Annotated in this window: 16 protein-coding genes and 2 tRNA genes; 5 read left to right on the top strand and 13 right to left on the bottom strand. The window is 52.4% G+C overall.

Annotated features, from left to right (window positions below; translation table 11 throughout):
• Positions 1–137 precede the first annotated feature (137 nt).
• From QRN24_RS21270 to tssB, 6 genes are read right to left on the bottom strand one after another with little or no spacing between them, the layout of a single operon-like run.
• Positions 138–629, bottom strand: a complete 492-nt coding sequence (locus QRN24_RS21270; protein WP_001007312.1) for an Hcp family type VI secretion system effector — start codon at positions 627–629, stop codon at positions 138–140.
• Between the two features lie 3 nt (positions 630–632).
• On the bottom strand, positions 633–2,312 hold the full coding sequence (locus QRN24_RS21265; protein ID WP_113656743.1) for an OmpA family protein: 1,680 nt from the start codon (positions 2,310–2,312) through the stop codon (positions 633–635).
• Entirely contained in the window at positions 2,312–3,001 is a 690-nt protein-coding gene (tssL, locus tag QRN24_RS21260) for a type VI secretion system protein TssL, short form (protein ID WP_113656742.1), read from the bottom strand. The genes QRN24_RS21265 and tssL overlap by 1 nt, the downstream gene beginning before the upstream one ends.
• Positions 2,998–4,347 carry a type VI secretion system baseplate subunit TssK gene (gene tssK, locus QRN24_RS21255; RefSeq protein WP_050736591.1) on the bottom strand — a complete coding sequence of 450 codons (1,350 nt, stop codon included), beginning with the start codon at positions 4,345–4,347 and terminating at the stop codon, positions 2,998–3,000. The genes tssL and tssK overlap by 4 nt, the downstream gene beginning before the upstream one ends.
• Positions 4,348–4,360: 13 nt before the next feature.
• Complete coding sequence (gene tssC, locus QRN24_RS21250) at positions 4,361–5,908, bottom strand: type VI secretion system contractile sheath large subunit (protein ID WP_108648508.1); 1,548 nt, start codon at positions 5,906–5,908, stop codon at positions 4,361–4,363.
• 33 nt (positions 5,909–5,941) lie between these two features.
• Positions 5,942–6,442: a type VI secretion system contractile sheath small subunit gene (gene tssB / locus QRN24_RS21245; protein WP_025204527.1), complete on the bottom strand. Its 501-nt coding sequence runs from the start codon at positions 6,440–6,442 to the stop codon at positions 5,942–5,944.
• A 727-nt stretch (positions 6,443–7,169) separates the two neighbouring features.
• Here tssB and QRN24_RS21240 point away from each other — a divergent pair.
• Entirely contained in the window at positions 7,170–7,421 is a 252-nt protein-coding gene (locus QRN24_RS21240; RefSeq protein WP_309299400.1) for a DUF4942 domain-containing protein, read from the top strand.
• A gap of 110 nt (positions 7,422–7,531) precedes the next feature.
• Here the strand turns inward: QRN24_RS21240 and QRN24_RS21235 are convergent.
• From QRN24_RS21235 to QRN24_RS21225, 3 genes are all read right to left on the bottom strand, one after another.
• Positions 7,532–7,619, bottom strand: a tRNA-Ser gene (locus tag QRN24_RS21235).
• A gap of 133 nt (positions 7,620–7,752) precedes the next feature.
• Positions 7,753–7,840, bottom strand: a tRNA-Ser gene (locus tag QRN24_RS21230).
• A gap of 144 nt (positions 7,841–7,984) precedes the next feature.
• Positions 7,985–9,613 carry an ABC transporter substrate-binding protein gene (locus QRN24_RS21225; protein WP_086532711.1) on the bottom strand — a complete coding sequence of 543 codons (1,629 nt, stop codon included), beginning with the start codon at positions 9,611–9,613 and terminating at the stop codon, positions 7,985–7,987.
• Between the two features lie 269 nt (positions 9,614–9,882).
• Here QRN24_RS21225 and yccA point away from each other — a divergent pair, with 269 nt between their 5' ends.
• Together yccA and tusE are read left to right on the top strand one after the other, a co-directional pair.
• A complete protein-coding gene (gene yccA, locus QRN24_RS21220; protein WP_014169445.1) occupies positions 9,883–10,542 on the top strand; it encodes an FtsH protease modulator YccA in 660 nt (219 codons plus the stop codon).
• An 88-nt stretch (positions 10,543–10,630) separates the two neighbouring features.
• On the top strand, positions 10,631–10,960 hold the full coding sequence (gene tusE / locus QRN24_RS21215; protein ID WP_020884782.1) for a sulfurtransferase TusE: 330 nt from the start codon (positions 10,631–10,633) through the stop codon (positions 10,958–10,960).
• Here the strand turns inward: tusE and yccX are convergent.
• The 3 genes from yccX to QRN24_RS21200 are packed head-to-tail and all read right to left on the bottom strand — an operon-like array spanning position 10,957 to position 12,606.
• Positions 10,957–11,238: an acylphosphatase gene (yccX, locus tag QRN24_RS21210; protein ID WP_020884783.1), complete on the bottom strand. Its 282-nt coding sequence runs from the start codon at positions 11,236–11,238 to the stop codon at positions 10,957–10,959. The two genes, tusE and yccX, sit on opposite strands and share 4 nt — an antisense overlap.
• A gap of 11 nt (positions 11,239–11,249) precedes the next feature.
• Positions 11,250–12,041 carry a helix-turn-helix transcriptional regulator gene (locus QRN24_RS21205; protein WP_042866505.1) on the bottom strand — a complete coding sequence of 264 codons (792 nt, stop codon included), beginning with the start codon at positions 12,039–12,041 and terminating at the stop codon, positions 11,250–11,252.
• 7 nt (positions 12,042–12,048) lie between these two features.
• Positions 12,049–12,606 carry a kinase inhibitor gene (locus tag QRN24_RS21200; RefSeq protein ID WP_040017082.1) on the bottom strand — a complete coding sequence of 186 codons (558 nt, stop codon included), beginning with the start codon at positions 12,604–12,606 and terminating at the stop codon, positions 12,049–12,051.
• A gap of 175 nt (positions 12,607–12,781) precedes the next feature.
• Here QRN24_RS21200 and rlmI point away from each other — a divergent pair, with 175 nt between their 5' ends.
• A complete protein-coding gene (gene rlmI, locus QRN24_RS21195) occupies positions 12,782–13,972 on the top strand; it encodes a 23S rRNA (cytosine(1962)-C(5))-methyltransferase RlmI (RefSeq protein WP_032677819.1) in 1,191 nt (396 codons plus the stop codon).
• Between the two features lie 60 nt (positions 13,973–14,032).
• The gene (hspQ, locus tag QRN24_RS21190) at positions 14,033–14,350 is read left to right on the top strand and encodes a heat shock protein HspQ (protein ID WP_013097248.1); all 318 of its coding nucleotides are present in this window, start codon (positions 14,033–14,035) and stop codon (positions 14,348–14,350) included.
• Between the two features lie 34 nt (positions 14,351–14,384).
• Here the strand turns inward: hspQ and QRN24_RS21185 are convergent, their stop codons facing one another.
• Complete coding sequence (locus QRN24_RS21185; RefSeq protein ID WP_025204532.1) at positions 14,385–14,801, bottom strand: CoA-binding protein; 417 nt, start codon at positions 14,799–14,801, stop codon at positions 14,385–14,387.
• Positions 14,802–14,905: the final 104 nt, after the last annotated feature.

Below are 14,905 nucleotides of genomic sequence, written 5' to 3'. Positions count from 1 at the left end.
ACCGCCCCTGGCCGTCAACCGATGCCCATAAGGTTCATGCCGATAAATTGTGAGACTGCTCTGCAAAGCGTCCGTCTGACAGGCGCTGTGCGGAGCAAAACAAAAAGGCGGACAGAAGGGATCTGCCCGCCAGAGTCTTATGCTGTGGTGCGTTCGTTCCAGGAATCGGAATGAATGATGTTGCCGTCTTTGTAGGTCCAGGTGATTTTTTCGTAACGCAGCTCGATTTGCTCAAGGTGGTTATGCTTCTCGAAGGAGGCATCCTTGATGTCGTGCATTTTTGGTGCAACTTTCACCAGTTTGACGTTTTCCAGTTTGGTGTTGAAATACTCAACTTCCTGGCCTGCGTCGTTGATTTTGTACCACTTAAATTCAGCAGACTTCAGGGTCTGGCCCGTGGTCACGGCTTTGTAGAGGTACGGGCTGGAAGAGTCGATTTCTTTGGTAAACAGGAACGGCGTGTGAATGCGGGTGCCGGTCAGTTTGCCAGTATTGTTATCGGTCGGGATGTACAGGGTGTGTTCCTGAGCAACAACTTCGATGCTTCCTTCGCGATCTTTCACATCTACAGAGCCCTTGATGTCAGCGCCGCCATCGTCTTTCAGCCACAGATAAACTGGGATTGCCATGTTTTACTTCTCCATTTCTTGAGTTGAAACGTCACGTACATCCTGTGACGCGTGTTTTGCGCCTGGCAGACGACAGGCGTCAGCCTGCGGTACCAGACTGATCTCGACACGCCGGTTATGCGCACGGCCATCAGGCGTATCGTTTGAAGCAATCGGTCGGCTGTCGCCGTAGCCCTGAACGGCAAAGCAACTCTCCGGTACGTCCCCGGTATCACGCATCCAGTTACGGACGGCTTCAGCGCGTTGTAAAGACAAGGTCTGATTGAGCTGTATGCTACCGGTATTGTCTGTGTGGCCGCTGACCACGATTAGCCAGCCCGGTTTGGCTTTGATCCCCACCAGCGCGTTGACGAGTATTTTGGTTGACCCCTCTTTGAGCGCTGATTTGCCGGAATCGAAAAGCGACATGCTATCGAGACGAACTATTTTCGGGACCGGTTTTGGTTCAGGGGCAGGTGGAGGTGTCCAGGTATCAATGGCCTGCTGCAAGGCCAGCCACAGGCGTTGTCCCGGGTAATAGCCCAGGCTGTAACGTAAAGGCTCTCCCTGCCGTTGCCAGCGTTCAAGCAGGAGTGCATCCTGTTTCAGAGCAGCCAGCGAGTCTGCTTTAGGACGGTAGTGATTCATCGGGATCGCGTTCCAGCGCTGTAAATCGGCACTCACCTGACGGATGAGGTCACGATTATTGAGCGCGGAAATACCCAATGCGGTCAGCGCGCACAGCCACATCAGCAGCACCAGGCGGCGGGTACGCTGCCCCCCCTGAACGGTTGATGCAAAAGGTGCCAGAAGTGGCAGAACGGCATCCGGGAAAAGGGTTGCCAGAACTGACTGACCGGGCTGGCGGGAAAACTGCAAGCAGGTCCGGGCACAAAGCCAGGTGGACCAGACTGACTGAGCCTCAGGATTGCCCACGCCGAGGCGCATGGCCACGGAAAAAACACGTACAGGCGGCGTTAGCCGGTCCGGTATCTCCAGCTCATCAGTCAGCGTATTACGGATAAAGGAAAATGCCTGGCTGACAGTTGGCAGTAGCAGGATATTGTCTTCCGCCTGCTGCCAGTCAATAAACGCCTGAGGCGAATCATTAACCGGACAGACTATCGGCTTGTCACCGCGAACGATGATCCACGGCGTTTCGGGCCCGGAAAATTCGGCATTCACCACAACCGGCAGTGTGAAACCCGTCAGGGATTTAATTTGTTTACACTGCTGGCGGAGCGTTTTCAGTGTGGAGCGCAGTACCGCTTCATCCTGATGTTCATCTGGCAGGCAGCGATACATCACCGAAAGCTGACCAACCTGTCGAGGGAATTGTTTCTGTATGCTGCGGACAACGTCAGTTAACCGGCTGACGTCACCGGCCCGAAGCCACCATCCCTGGGCTGTTTTACGCAGAGGGCCTCCCTGGAACAACGCTTCCAGCATGTCACCACACACCAGTACAACGGGGCTCTGGGTGTCGAGTAATGGCAGTTCAGCAGCCGGGAGGGTAACGTCAGATGTGTGCTCTTCACTCCGACAGTTTTTAAAAACAGTCCAGCCTGCCAGAAGGAGGATCAGCAGAGTGGCCAGGCCTTTAAAAACGTTGCCTGTCGGGATGAAATACCACAGCAACCACAGCAACGTGGCAACGGCTACCAGGGCGTGGAGGACGACCGGAATGATGACTGTTCTACGCATTAGCCATGCAGCTCCGGTATTTGTGCCGACAACAGTGACTGGAGCCAGAGGTGACCACCCCACCAGATAACGCCGGTAAGAATGGCGGCGAGCGCTATCCAGAACCAGACTGAGCGCATCAGACTCCAACGATGTTTCCCCATCCGGTGAACAACCAGAGACAGGTCTGCATCAGGCGGAGAAACCCGTTCAGAAAGGGCTTTCACTACCTCATCACGCTGCGACTGGCTGACCGCTTTCAGGCTGTATAACCCCTGAAAACCCAACGCTATCACCCGGTGATAACAGGTTAAAACGGCCGGGTTAGGTGAGGGCTGACGCAGAACCTCTGCAATCCGATCCCACAACGCTTCGCCTGCCCGGAATGAGCCAAAAAAACGGGCCTGAAGCGGCGCTTTACGCCAGGCCACCTGGCCTTCATCAACTTTCGGCTCCTCTCCTTTCTCACCTTTTTCAGACTTACGGCTCATCACCGTTTCGTCCAGCAAGGCACATTGTGCGTAGGAAATATGCTCCACACTGGCGTCGTCATACCCGGCACGCTCCAGCGCTTCTCGCACACTTTCAACCTGTTTAACGCATTTGTTGTAAAGCGCAGTGCCATTAAGCGTAACGGCACCTTTTTTAAGCATAGTGACGGTGAGCCAGGTCTCCGTCATCAGTTGGTCGATGTCGATATCCTGTCTCATGAGCGCAATACCGCGAACAGTTCAAGTTCAAGAGCACCAAGCAACTCAGGCACATAGAACATGCACACGCCCTGCTCCTGCATTTCATGCGCAGCGGGGCTTTCCATATCGAGTGCGAAGTACTGGTTTTCCATGCGTACAGGCAACGCTGCCGGGACCCTGCTCACCGGGATCAACGGGATACCCTTAAGTGCCGCGCCATAGATCTCGCTGACATCATCAGGTGAACCTGCCTGACAGAGTGCAGGGAATTTCTCGGCGACCTGCCAGGCCGGGATATCGGAGCGCACAGAGAGCCAGAGGTCGGCCTCTTCACGCAGGCGGATATCGTGGAGGTTGGCTTTCCATGTCTGTCCGTCCGGGCGGGACATTTCCAGGGCAATGACCCGGGATGGCAGACTGGCCTCCAGCAAACCCGTTATCAGATCAAACAGCGGAGGAAACGCATTGGCCGGTTCCTCGTGGTCATAACCCGGAATGGCGTCAAGATCATGGTTCAGGGAAAAGGTCAGCATACTGCCTGCCAGACGTGCAAGCTCCGCCCACACCTGTTCAGGTGGCCGGGAAGGAAAACGTTCGTATTCTGTCAGCACTCTGGCGTGAGAATTCAGTGCATTCAGCAACCAGAAAAGGGAAACATCGGCGACGGCAAAATCGGCGAGCCTTTCGTTGCTTTCACGACGCATCGTCATCAGGCGCTGGCGCCGGGAGCGTAACTGACGATTGAGTAGCACCAGACGTTCGCGCAGGACAGGGCTTGCCGCAAAAGACGCAACGGGCGGAATAAAGGACGGATCCAGTCGCCATGCATTTTGTCCATCACGGATCAGTCTGGCCACCGGGCACACTTTCCAGGAATCATTGCTTTCATGGGCAAACCGGATGGTGAAATTATACCGGGCAACGGCTATGGATTCTTCTTCGGACCCGAAGGCATCCTGCAACGTCACCCATTCCTCGCGATAGCGGAGCGGGCGGTCTGCGGTAACACCTTCCTGTTCTACGTTGGCAATACCCGGCTGCATGTGAGGCAGTGCGATGACAACGGTTACGGAATCGAGACCTGCCAGCTGGCTGGCATCTAACTCCCGTGGCCGTGGAGGCAGATCGCTCCTTTGTGCATCAATCAGCGATCCATCGTCCAGCCAGAGGCGTAGCTGCGTAATCTGGATCAGACCAGACGAAAGAAGGCTGTCATTAAACTCAATCTTTTCTACCCCCCAGGGGAATGGGGATGCTAGCGCTGATGCACCGGCACCGCGAAAAGACTCCCATTCAGCCTGCTGCTGGAACTGTTGAGGGGACAGTAAAGCCCCCTCGTTCCACAGTGGACGATATATTTTCATCCCTGCTCCTGCCCTATGCTTTGGCTTTCGGCATCTGGGATACCAGTGACAGATTGACGTCCATCCCTTCTACCTGGAAGTGCGGCACGGCGTACAGCTTCACGCGGAAGAAGCCCGGGTTATCTTCGATATCTTCCACCACCACTTTCGCATCACGAAGGGGGTGGGACGCCTGCAGCTCATCGCCGGGATCGGTCATTTCCGTCACCAGACCGCGAACCCAGGTGTTCAGCTCCAGCTCAAGAAGACGACGATCCTTAGTGGTGCCGATGTTTTCGCGCTGAATGAGCTTCAGGTAGTGCGCGATACGCGACAGCAGGAAGATGTAAGGCAGACGGGCGTTGATGCGGCTGTTGGCAGTAGCATCAGCGGTGTCATACGTGGCCGGCTTCTGCGTGGAGTTCGCCGAGAAGAAACAGCTGTAATCGCGATTCTTGTAGTAGGAAAGTGGAATGAAGCCCAGATTCGCGAACTCAAATTCGCGGGTTTCCGGGATCATCACTTCAGACGGGATTTTTACCTGATTGCCGGTACCGAGGTCATACAGATGGATAGGCAGGTCCTGAACGGCACCACCAGCTTGTGGGCCACGAATTTGTACACACCAGCCGTTGTTAATGAAGCTGCGTACCATGTTGGATGCAAAGGCAAACGAGGCGTTGGTCCACAGGTATTTGTCATGATCCGGACCTTTTACTTCTTCGACGTAGTTGAAGCTACGCACAGGTACGGTATCCGGACCATAAGGCAGGCGCCCCAGTACACGCGGCATGACCAGACCGATATAGCGGGAATCATCCGTCTCGCGGAAGGATTTCCACTTGATGTACTCAGCGCGGTCAAAGTAATTACCGATATCTTTAATGGCCGCCACATCCTCCATGTTGTCTTTCAGGAAGAATTTCGGGCCGGCAGAACCGATAAACGGCATATGTGCAGCAGCAGACACTTTAGAGATGTTGCGCAGCAGGGCTACATCCTGCGCAGACGCATCAAATTCATAAGCGGAAATCAGCGCAGCAATCGGCTCGCCACCCGGGGTATCATACTCATCAATATATGTATGTTTATACAGCCCACTCTGGACGATTTCCGGGCAATCTTCAAAGTCCTGACGCAAATCTTCTTTAGACATATCCAGGAGTTCAACTTTCACGTTCTGGCGAAAATCGATTTTGTCGACAAGAGATTTCACACCGCGCCACAGACTTTCTACCGCCTGAAAGTCTTCATGATGCATAACAGCATCAAGCTGACGGCTGATCTGGTAATCCAGTTCCGCGATATGGTGGTCAATCAGGTTTTTATCGAGTTTCTCAACTTTTGAGCCCGCTTTTGTCAGACATTCCAGGAACACCTTCATGCCGGCAGTTAAACGTTCGTCTGCTGTTGCATCCGACATCGCCTGTGCATCCTGCCAGATATCAAGCGCACTTAGCTCAGAGACAGGGTTAAGATTGATTTTTTCAAACAGGGACGCATATACCCCACCTGCTGCAGGACGTTCAAGCACTACACTCTCGTTACCCGCGGCATTCTCATTTTTTACAGACATCAACATATTCCTTATTAATCCGTTAAAAGCATATGGCCGTTATGGCTGTTTCGGAGCCAGGGCTGAGAGTTCGGCTCTGAGTTCTGCACTTAATGCAGGGTCGAGAAGAATTTTTTCCAGCTCTTTTCGGAAAGCCTGGTTATCAAGCAGGTTTGCTTTTAAATCGCGAAGCAAATTGCGCATGGAGAGCATGGCCTTCAGCTGAGGTATTTGCCGCGAAACCTGCTCCGGAGAGAAATCATTAATACTCTGGAATGTCAGATTGATGTTGTCTTCACTGCCATCACCAGCAAGCGTGTTTTTAACGGTAATATTTACGATTGGGGAATATTCGGAAAGTACAGAGTCAAAGTTGTTTTTATTCAGATTAACTTTTTTGCGCTCCGATAGTGGTGCAGTCTCCTGACCATTACTGAAGTCTCCCGCCACCAGTAATTTCAGGGGGAGCTCAGTTTTCTTGCTCGCTCCGCCCGTATGCAAATCAAGCTTTAAATTAATACGTGCCTTGGGTATTTCGGACTGAAAAGAAGAGTTAGACATGGCTATCCCTGTTTTATGGAGTTATAAAAACGGTCAATGCCAGTGAGAAATTAATAAGAAAGGCAAACCCAGCCAGAACAACTTCCAGGCTCACGTCATCGGACGAAAATCAAAACCCCGGAATTAAAAGCGGGCACATTCCATTCACCAGCATATCGACATTGTGTTTTTGAGTATTTGTCTGAAATGAAAAAATTTCGGATAAGACCCAATGGCCGGAGTGTAGGAACGTTCCCCACCCGATCGGAAATCAAAAAATGTAACAAAATGTTTCCCATAGAAATCCTGACAGCCAAAGATCATCTTTCTGATTTATAAGAATTTTCTTGCATACCCCTTTAACCCTTATGAAATAAGGGTGTACAGTAAGTGATCAATTTAATTTAGAGACAACTTTGTATAAAATCTCATCAATCACATGAAATATCTGATTTTGTACTTTTATCAAAAAATGAAAGGCAGAACGTGCCTGCCTGTGTGAAAAATTGGCGACATTTACTGGCCTTCACCATTTTTATTATTTATTTAAATGGGTCTTATTATTTTCATCAAAAAAACAAATATCACAGGGGATTTTTGCATGCCTCGCCCCAGTACTCGTGATATGTACATCTCAGGTATCGTTCGAGGAGTGGGTACGACCTTGAACAACAACCTGTTCTGTGTAGTTTGAAAAATTCGGAAGGGTGTCCATAGTTCCGTAAGTTATATGCATAAGGGCGTACCTGTGAAGCTGATTCCCTTAGATCGCGTGGCTACATCCGATAACCATGAAAATGTAACCAGACGACTGAATGCTCTCATTGATGAAAACAGGCATTGCAATCGTTATGAAGATGAGATGTTTGCTATTAACTATTTTCAGAAGGGAACGACTCACGTCATTAAACGACCAGAACGGGTGGAAAACCCCAATGACATCATCGCTGGCATTATCCTTGAACACCAGGAGCAAGATGTAACAGATGCCGGTTACTAATCCGTCCAATGGATTCTTAGCCCCACCGACGCAAGCCAGACGGCAATGGCATACTGAAAACCGACAAAAAAGAAAAAACCCAGGTCGCATAACGACCTGGGTTTCAAATTTGGCGGAAGCGTAGAGATTCGAACTCTAGAACCCTTTCGGGTCGCCGGTTTTCAAGACCGGTGCCTTCAACCGCTCGGCCACGCTTCCAAAGTGAGGCGCACTATAAACATCTATTAGCGCCTTGTAAAGCAGGAATTTTTCTATTTTTTTCTGCGGGTGCTATCCATGCCCCTTAAAAGCAAAAAGCCCCGCGATATGACTATCGCAGGGCTTTTATGTCTGGCGGAAGCGCAGAGATTCGAACTCTGGAACCCTTTCGGGTCGCCGGTTTTCAAGACCGGTGCCTTCAACCGCTCGGCCACACTTCCTAAGTGAGGCGAACTATAAACACCTCTCCGCATGCTGTAAAGAGTGACCGCATTCGTTCGCTTTAAAAATAGCCAAAACGCGTTTAATCGGTTGAATAGACAACGTATCGGCCATTTTATCAGCACAAAATTCAGCGTTTATGCTCAGTGTTTTTTGATATACATATCCCTGGTGAAATAGTATCCCAGCTTGTCCGGCGTGAATCCTCCCACCCACGGTTTGACCAGGTGCGTGCGGACATAGTGATAAACCGGAATGGCAGGCACATCGCGCGCCAGCAAATTTTCCGCCTGCTGATAGAACTTACCGCGCTCTGCCGCTGTTTTGGCTTTCGCGGCGTTCACCAGCGCCTGGTCATACTCCGGATTGCTGTACTGGCTGGTGTTTTCGCTGTCACCGGTACGGAAGTTGTTCAGGAAAGTGGCAGCATCGTCGTAATCGGCAATCCAGGCGTAGCGCACTGCGTCAAAGTCGTGGGTATGCATCGTATCGAGCATCGTTTTCCACTCCTGATTTTGCAGCTTCGCCTCCACCCCAAGGTTTTTCTTCCACATCGAACTGGCGGCAATCGCGATGCGCTGGTGCGATTCAGAGGTGTTATAGAGCAGGTTAAAACGCAGCGGATGGCTGGCGTTAAAGCCGGCTTCGGCCAGGAGCTTTTTCGCTTCTTCGATACGTTTATCCATCGGCCAGCTGGCATAGTCCGGGTTCTGGAACGTCACACCGCCAATATCTGGCTGGCTGATAAGCCATGCCGGACGCTGCCCCTGCCCTAAGACCTTCCCGGCAATGATCTCTTTATCCAGCGCCATGTTCAGCGCCTTACGTACACGCGCGTCGTTGAATGGCGGCCGGGTGGTGTTGAATTCATAGTAATAGGTGGCAAGCTGCGGGGAGACATCCAGCTGGCTACCCAGGGTTTTCTTGAGCTGGGCAAACTGGTTGATTGGCACCGTATAAACAATATCGATTTCACCTGCTTTAAAACGGTTTACATCCGAGGCCTCGGAGGTGATCGGCAGATAGGTCACCTTATTGATAACGGTATGTGCGTTATCCCAGTAGCGCGGGTTACGCTCCGCCACGATGCGCTCGTTAACCACCCACTGCGACAGTTTATACGCTCCGCTGGTGACGATATGCTCGGGTTTGGTCCACTTATCACCAAACCGACCAATCAGCACCTTATCCACCGGCACCAGCGACGGATGGGCCAGCATGGCAAGGAATGCGGCATTAGGTTGAGTCAGCGTGACCTCAAGCGTAGTATCGTTAATGGCTTTTACACCCAGCGTATCCGGTGCTTTTTTCCCCTGAGCGATATCAGCGGCGTTAACAATATGCATGTTGCCCGGATAGCTGGCATACGGCGAGGCGGTTTTGGGGTCTGTCAGACGTTGCCAGCTCCAGACCACATCCTGCGCGGTAATCGCGGTGCCGTCACTCCATGTGATGCCTGGACGCAGATGAAAAGTCCAAACGGTGTTGTCTTTGTTCTCCCATTTTTCTGCCAGCCGTGGCTGTATTTCACCAGTTGGAGAAACGCTAACCAGCCCTTCGAAGATATCGCTGATAATATTGAATTCGACATCGCTTTCGACTTTATGCGGGTCAAGTGAGGCCGGTTCATTACCGTTGTTTCTGACCAGTTCCTGTTTATCGGCCAGCTGTGTTCCTGCTGGCACGTTAGCCGCCCAGGTCGCCGTGCTGGCGCACAGGATCCCTGCCGTTAACAAAGAGAGTGTAAAGCGCGTGCGTGCTTGTGGTTTCATTTCCTTCGCCTTATTGTCTGTTTTTTGACGATCCGGAAATAACACTTAGCGCTCAAAGTGTAATAACGCAATATTTTTCAGTAACCTATAAGAGCTTGATCTGAATAAATGAAGCAAACCGTTGTTCATTCTGCTGAAAAGGTTTTCTGAAGAATAAACAACCAGCAGTAACGCTAACGTCCTGAGTAAAGATGGGTAAAACCACTTTGAGACTGGCGCGCCGTTTCCTATTCTTTCCGCTAATTACATCTGTCATAAGAGAGTGACTCATGGATCGTATAATTACTTCTTCACGCGACCGCACATCGCTACTCAGTACCCACAAGGTGCTGCGCAATACCTATTTCATGCTCAGCCTGACGTTGGCATTCTCGGCGATGACCGCAACTGCCAGCACCGTGCTGATGCTGCCGTCACCGGGTCTGATCCTGACGCTGGTGGGGATGTATGGTCTGATGTTCCTGACCTACAAAACTGCTGATAAACCGGTGGGTATTCTGTCCGCGTTCGCCTTTACGGGTTTCCTGGGCTATATCCTGGGGCCCATCCTCAACGCCTATCTGTCCGCCGGTATGGGCGACGTGATTGGCATGGCGCTGGGCGGTACCGCGCTGGTATTCTTCTGCTGTTCGGCCTACGTGCTGACCACCCGTAAGGACATGTCCTTCCTCGGCGGTATGCTGATGGCAGGTATCGTGGTGGTGCTGGTAGGTATGGTGGCAAACATCTTCCTGCAGCTGCCTGCCCTGCACCTGGCGATCAGCGCCGTGTTTATTCTGATTTCTTCTGGCGCAATCCTGTATGAAACCAGCAACATCATTCACGGCGGTGAGACGAACTATATCCGCGCCACCGTGAGCCTGTATGTATCGCTGTACAACATCTTTGTCAGCCTGTTGAGCATCCTGGGCTTCGCCAGCCGCGATTAATCAACAATGCTGTGAACCAGAGCCCCGCTTATGCGGGGCTTTGTTTTTTGGTACACTGCTGCGGTTTTTGACTGACGCGTGAATGACTATGTTGAGTTTTGAAGGTAAAGAGATTGAAACTGATAACGACGGTTATCTGAAAGAGAGCAGCCAGTGGAGCGAGCCGCTGGCGGAAAAAATCGCCGAGAACGAAGGTATCGCCCTCTCCCCGGAACACTGGGAAGTGGTGCGTTTTGTGCGCGAATTCTATCTCGAATTCAACACCTCCCCGGCGATCCGCATGCTGGTCAAGGCGATGGCCAATAAATTCGGTGAAGAGAAAGGCAACAGCCGTTACCTGTATCGCCTGTTCCCGAAAGGCCCGGCAAAACAGGCCACCAAAATTGCCGGCCTGCCAAAACCGGTGAAATGCATTTAGTAGCGAATACCGAAGTTAACGTATTCCCGGCCGGGTTGATGGGGTTCGGTTAAAACCTTATCAACCCGCGCGCTGCGCGGCCCACCAGCTTTCAGCCATGCCACCAGCTTTTCAACCTGCTCCGCATCACCACAGGCAACGACCTCAACGCTGCCATCATCCCTGTTTCGCGCGTATCCCGTGAGCCCCAGCTGCATAGCTTCGCGCTGCGTGCTGTAACGGAATCCGACACCCTGAACCATGCCGTGTACCCAGGCAATTGTGCAGATTTTTGACATTTTTCTACTCCTTAACGTAGCGTTTTCGGCAAACAGCCATAATGTTGCCGGAAACGGGCAGTAAAACGAGAGCTGGAAAGATAACCACATTGTAATGCGATTTCACCAATAGGTAACCGGGTTGACTGTAAGTGTGACAGCGCAACGGCCATCCTCACCTCCTCAACAATCTGGCGAAAACTCTGCGACTCTTCGCGTAACCGTCTGCGTAGCGTCGGCACGCTCAATGCCAGGCGGCTGGCAACATCCTGTGCAGTCCAGGCCCTGGCGGGCGAGAGCATGATGAACTGCCGCACCTGCTCGGACAGGTGGCTATTACGCTCTATAAGCAACGGCCCTGCGACGCCGTCATGTAGTAATGCCAGCAAAAGGCCGAAAGCCTGATGCTTTTGTAACGCCTCCGGTAAATCCTGACGCACGGCATGCAGCAGGTTACTCCACATAAATGCCAGCCCCTCACTCAGGGGAGCACAGAGGGAATGTAATTCTGTGCGCGGCCAGGATTTCAGGTAATGCGTTTTAAACTCCGCCAGAAGCTCCGGTGACAACATCAATAAGTCAGAGCGAAAGAGACCATTCGCGGGTTGATTTATGATCTCCAGCGGCGTATTGGCGGGAATAATGATCAGCGACGCTTTCGTCGCCACCAGGCGGTTATCGTCCTGAACAATCACTTTACTGCCGTGAGTGATATGGCAAATGGCAGGAAGAAAGAGTTTAACCTGGTGCAGGTGATGCATTTTACTGGCGCTCACTTCACCGGCCGTCAAATGTTTATGTTGAAACTGGACTCCCTGCACCATGCCATCCTTATCTGCTGTAGGTAACGGTTAAGCTGGCCTTTGCCAGGACGTGACTGTTAAGCATAAAACCCACCAGCGCGCCGCTGGCATTCCTGTCGACAGGCAATTTATCCACATCCAGCGCCCAGACGGTAAACTGATAACGGTGCGGCTTATCCCCTTTGGGCGGACATGCGCCGCCGAAACCAGAATAACCGAAATCATTACGCCCCTGCACAACCCCGGCCGGTAATGTCTCACCCTTCGGGTTTCCGGCATCGGCGGGAAGCGTCAGCGTCTGGAGGGGAATATTGACCACCGTCCAGTGCCACCATCCACTTCCGGTAGGGGCATCAGGGTCAAATACCGTGACTGCGAAACTTTTCGTCCCGACAGGCGGATTTTTCCACGCCAGTTGCGGAGAGTGATTCCCACCGTGACACCCAAACCCGTCAAACACCTGCTGTTGCGACAACGGGCGTTCACTGGCCAGATCCTGACTGCTGATGGTGAACGACGATGCCGCTAAAACATGAAAACTGACCACCGCCAGGGTAGTTACTGCTATCGCAAGGCGCTTTCTCATTTGTGTTTCCCTTTGCTGTACCGGAAACCCTACTGTAAAGCCCACCGCAGTGCAGTACTGTGCCTAAGCGATTTGATTTTGTGCCGAAACGCTCAAAGGCATCCGCAGATGATTGCGACTTGCTGAATGTGCTACTCTACGCGCCATTTCCCTGGAATCGACAGAATAGCAAATTATGAGTGTACGTTTAGTGTTAGCCAAAGGGCGCGAGAAGTCATTATTGCGCCGCCATCCCTGGGTCTTTTCCGGTGCAGTAGCCCGTATGGAAGGCAAAGCCAGCCTCGGAGAGACCATCGATATCGTTGACCATCAGGGGAAATGGTTAGCGCGAGGCGCATATTCGCCAGCGTCCCAAATCCGCGCTCGCGTCTGGACCTTTGATAAAGATGAAACGATCGATATTGATTTCTTCGTTCGTCGTTTACAGCAGGCGCAGCAGTGGCGTGAGTGGCTGGCAAAGCGTGACGGTCTGGACAGCTACCGTGTGATTGCCGGTGAGTCCGACGGTCTGCCTGGCGTGACGATCGACCGCTTCGGTAACTTCCTGGTACTGCAACTGTTAAGCGCAGGGGCTGAATATCAACGTGCTGCGCTGATCAGCGCGTTGCAATCGGTTTTCCCGGAATGCGCCATTTATGACCGCAGCGATGTGGCAGTGCGCAAAAAAGAGGGCATGGAGCTGACGCAAGGTCCGGTCACCGGTGAACTGCCACCTGCCCTGCTGCCAATCGAAGAGCACGGTATGAAGCTGCTGGTGGATATCCAGGGCGGCCATAAAACGGGTTACTACCTGGACCAGCGTGACAGCCGCCTGGCCACTCGCCAGTATGTTGCCGACAAACGCGTACTGAACTGCTTCTCCTATACCGGTGGTTTCGCCGTCTCGGCGCTGATGGGCGGCTGTGCCCAGGTTGTCAGCGTTGATACCTCTCAGGAAGCGCTGGACGTGGCGAAACAAAACGTCGAGCTGAACAAGCTGGATCTGAGCAAAGCCGAGTTTGTTCGCGATGACGTCTTCAAGCTGCTGCGTAAGTATCGCGATCAGGGCGAGAAATTCGACGTCATCGTGATGGATCCACCGAAGTTTGTGGAGAACAAAAGTCAGCTGATGGGTGCCTGCCGCGGCTATAAGGATATCAACATGCTGGCCATCCAGCTGCTGAACCCGGGTGGAGTGCTTCTCACCTTCTCCTGCTCCGGCCTGATGACCACAGATTTATTTCAGAAAATCATCGCTGATGCCGCAATAGATGCTGGTCGTGATGTACAATTTATAGAACAGTTCCGTCAGGCAGCCGATCACCCGGTGATCGCTACCTACCCGGAAGGGCTGTATCTGAAAGGGTTTGCCTGTCGCGTCATGTAACTTGAAAAGAGAAATATTGCCCGCACATAACGTGTAAGTAGTGTTTCCCGGGAGGTGACTATGATTGCCAGCAAATTCGGTATCGGCCAGCAGGTCCGCCACACTTTGCTAGGGTATTTGGGTGTGGTCGTGGATATCGACCCGGAGTATTCCCTTGATGAACCGTCAGCGGATGAACTGGCGGTTAACGCAGAGCTTCGCGCCGCGCCCTGGTATCATGTGGTGATGGAGGGGGATGATGGACAACCCGTTCACACCTACCTTGCTGAAGCGCAGCTGAGTAGCGAACTGCAGGATGAGCATCCAGAGCAACCCACGATGGATGAACTTGCTCAGACTATCCGCAAACAGTTACAGGCCCCGCGCCTGCGGAACTAAGCGCGTAAAAAAAGCCCGATAAACGGGCTTTTTTTTATGACTTCGCCAGCCCCAGACGGGGAATCTCAATCGCCGGACATCGGTCCATTACCACCGTCAGACCGGCTTCTCGCGCCAGCACCGCCGCCTGCTCGTTAATGACACCCAACTGCATCCACAGCGTTTTCGCGCCGATGGCGATGGCCTCTTGTGCCACTCCCCACGCTGCCTCGGAATTGCGGAAAACATCCACCATGTCGACTTTTTCAGGTACCTCGTTCAGCGTGGCGTATCCCTGCTGACCCAGTAAGGTTTTACCGGCCACTTTCGGCGACACAGGGATGACGTGATAGCCCTGATCGAGAAGGTACTTCATCACCCGGTAGCTTGGGCGATCCGGTTTATCACTTGCCCCTACCAATGCAATCGTGCGCGTCGATGTCAGAATCTCGGCAATTTCGTTCTCTTTCATGGTTTTCCTCCAGGCTTTTTTATGAGTGTACGTCAAAGCGCACATCTCAACCATGCATCCCATGCAGATGCATGAGGGCAAAACGGCAGAATATGTCTATATGT

Origin of the sequence: Enterobacter sp. MEB024, assembly GCF_030209635.1 — a bacterium.
Lineage (GTDB): Bacteria > Pseudomonadota > Gammaproteobacteria > Enterobacterales > Enterobacteriaceae > Enterobacter > Enterobacter ludwigii.
Note: the sequence above shows the minus strand (reverse complement) of the source record. Positions and strands in the feature narration are given on the sequence as shown.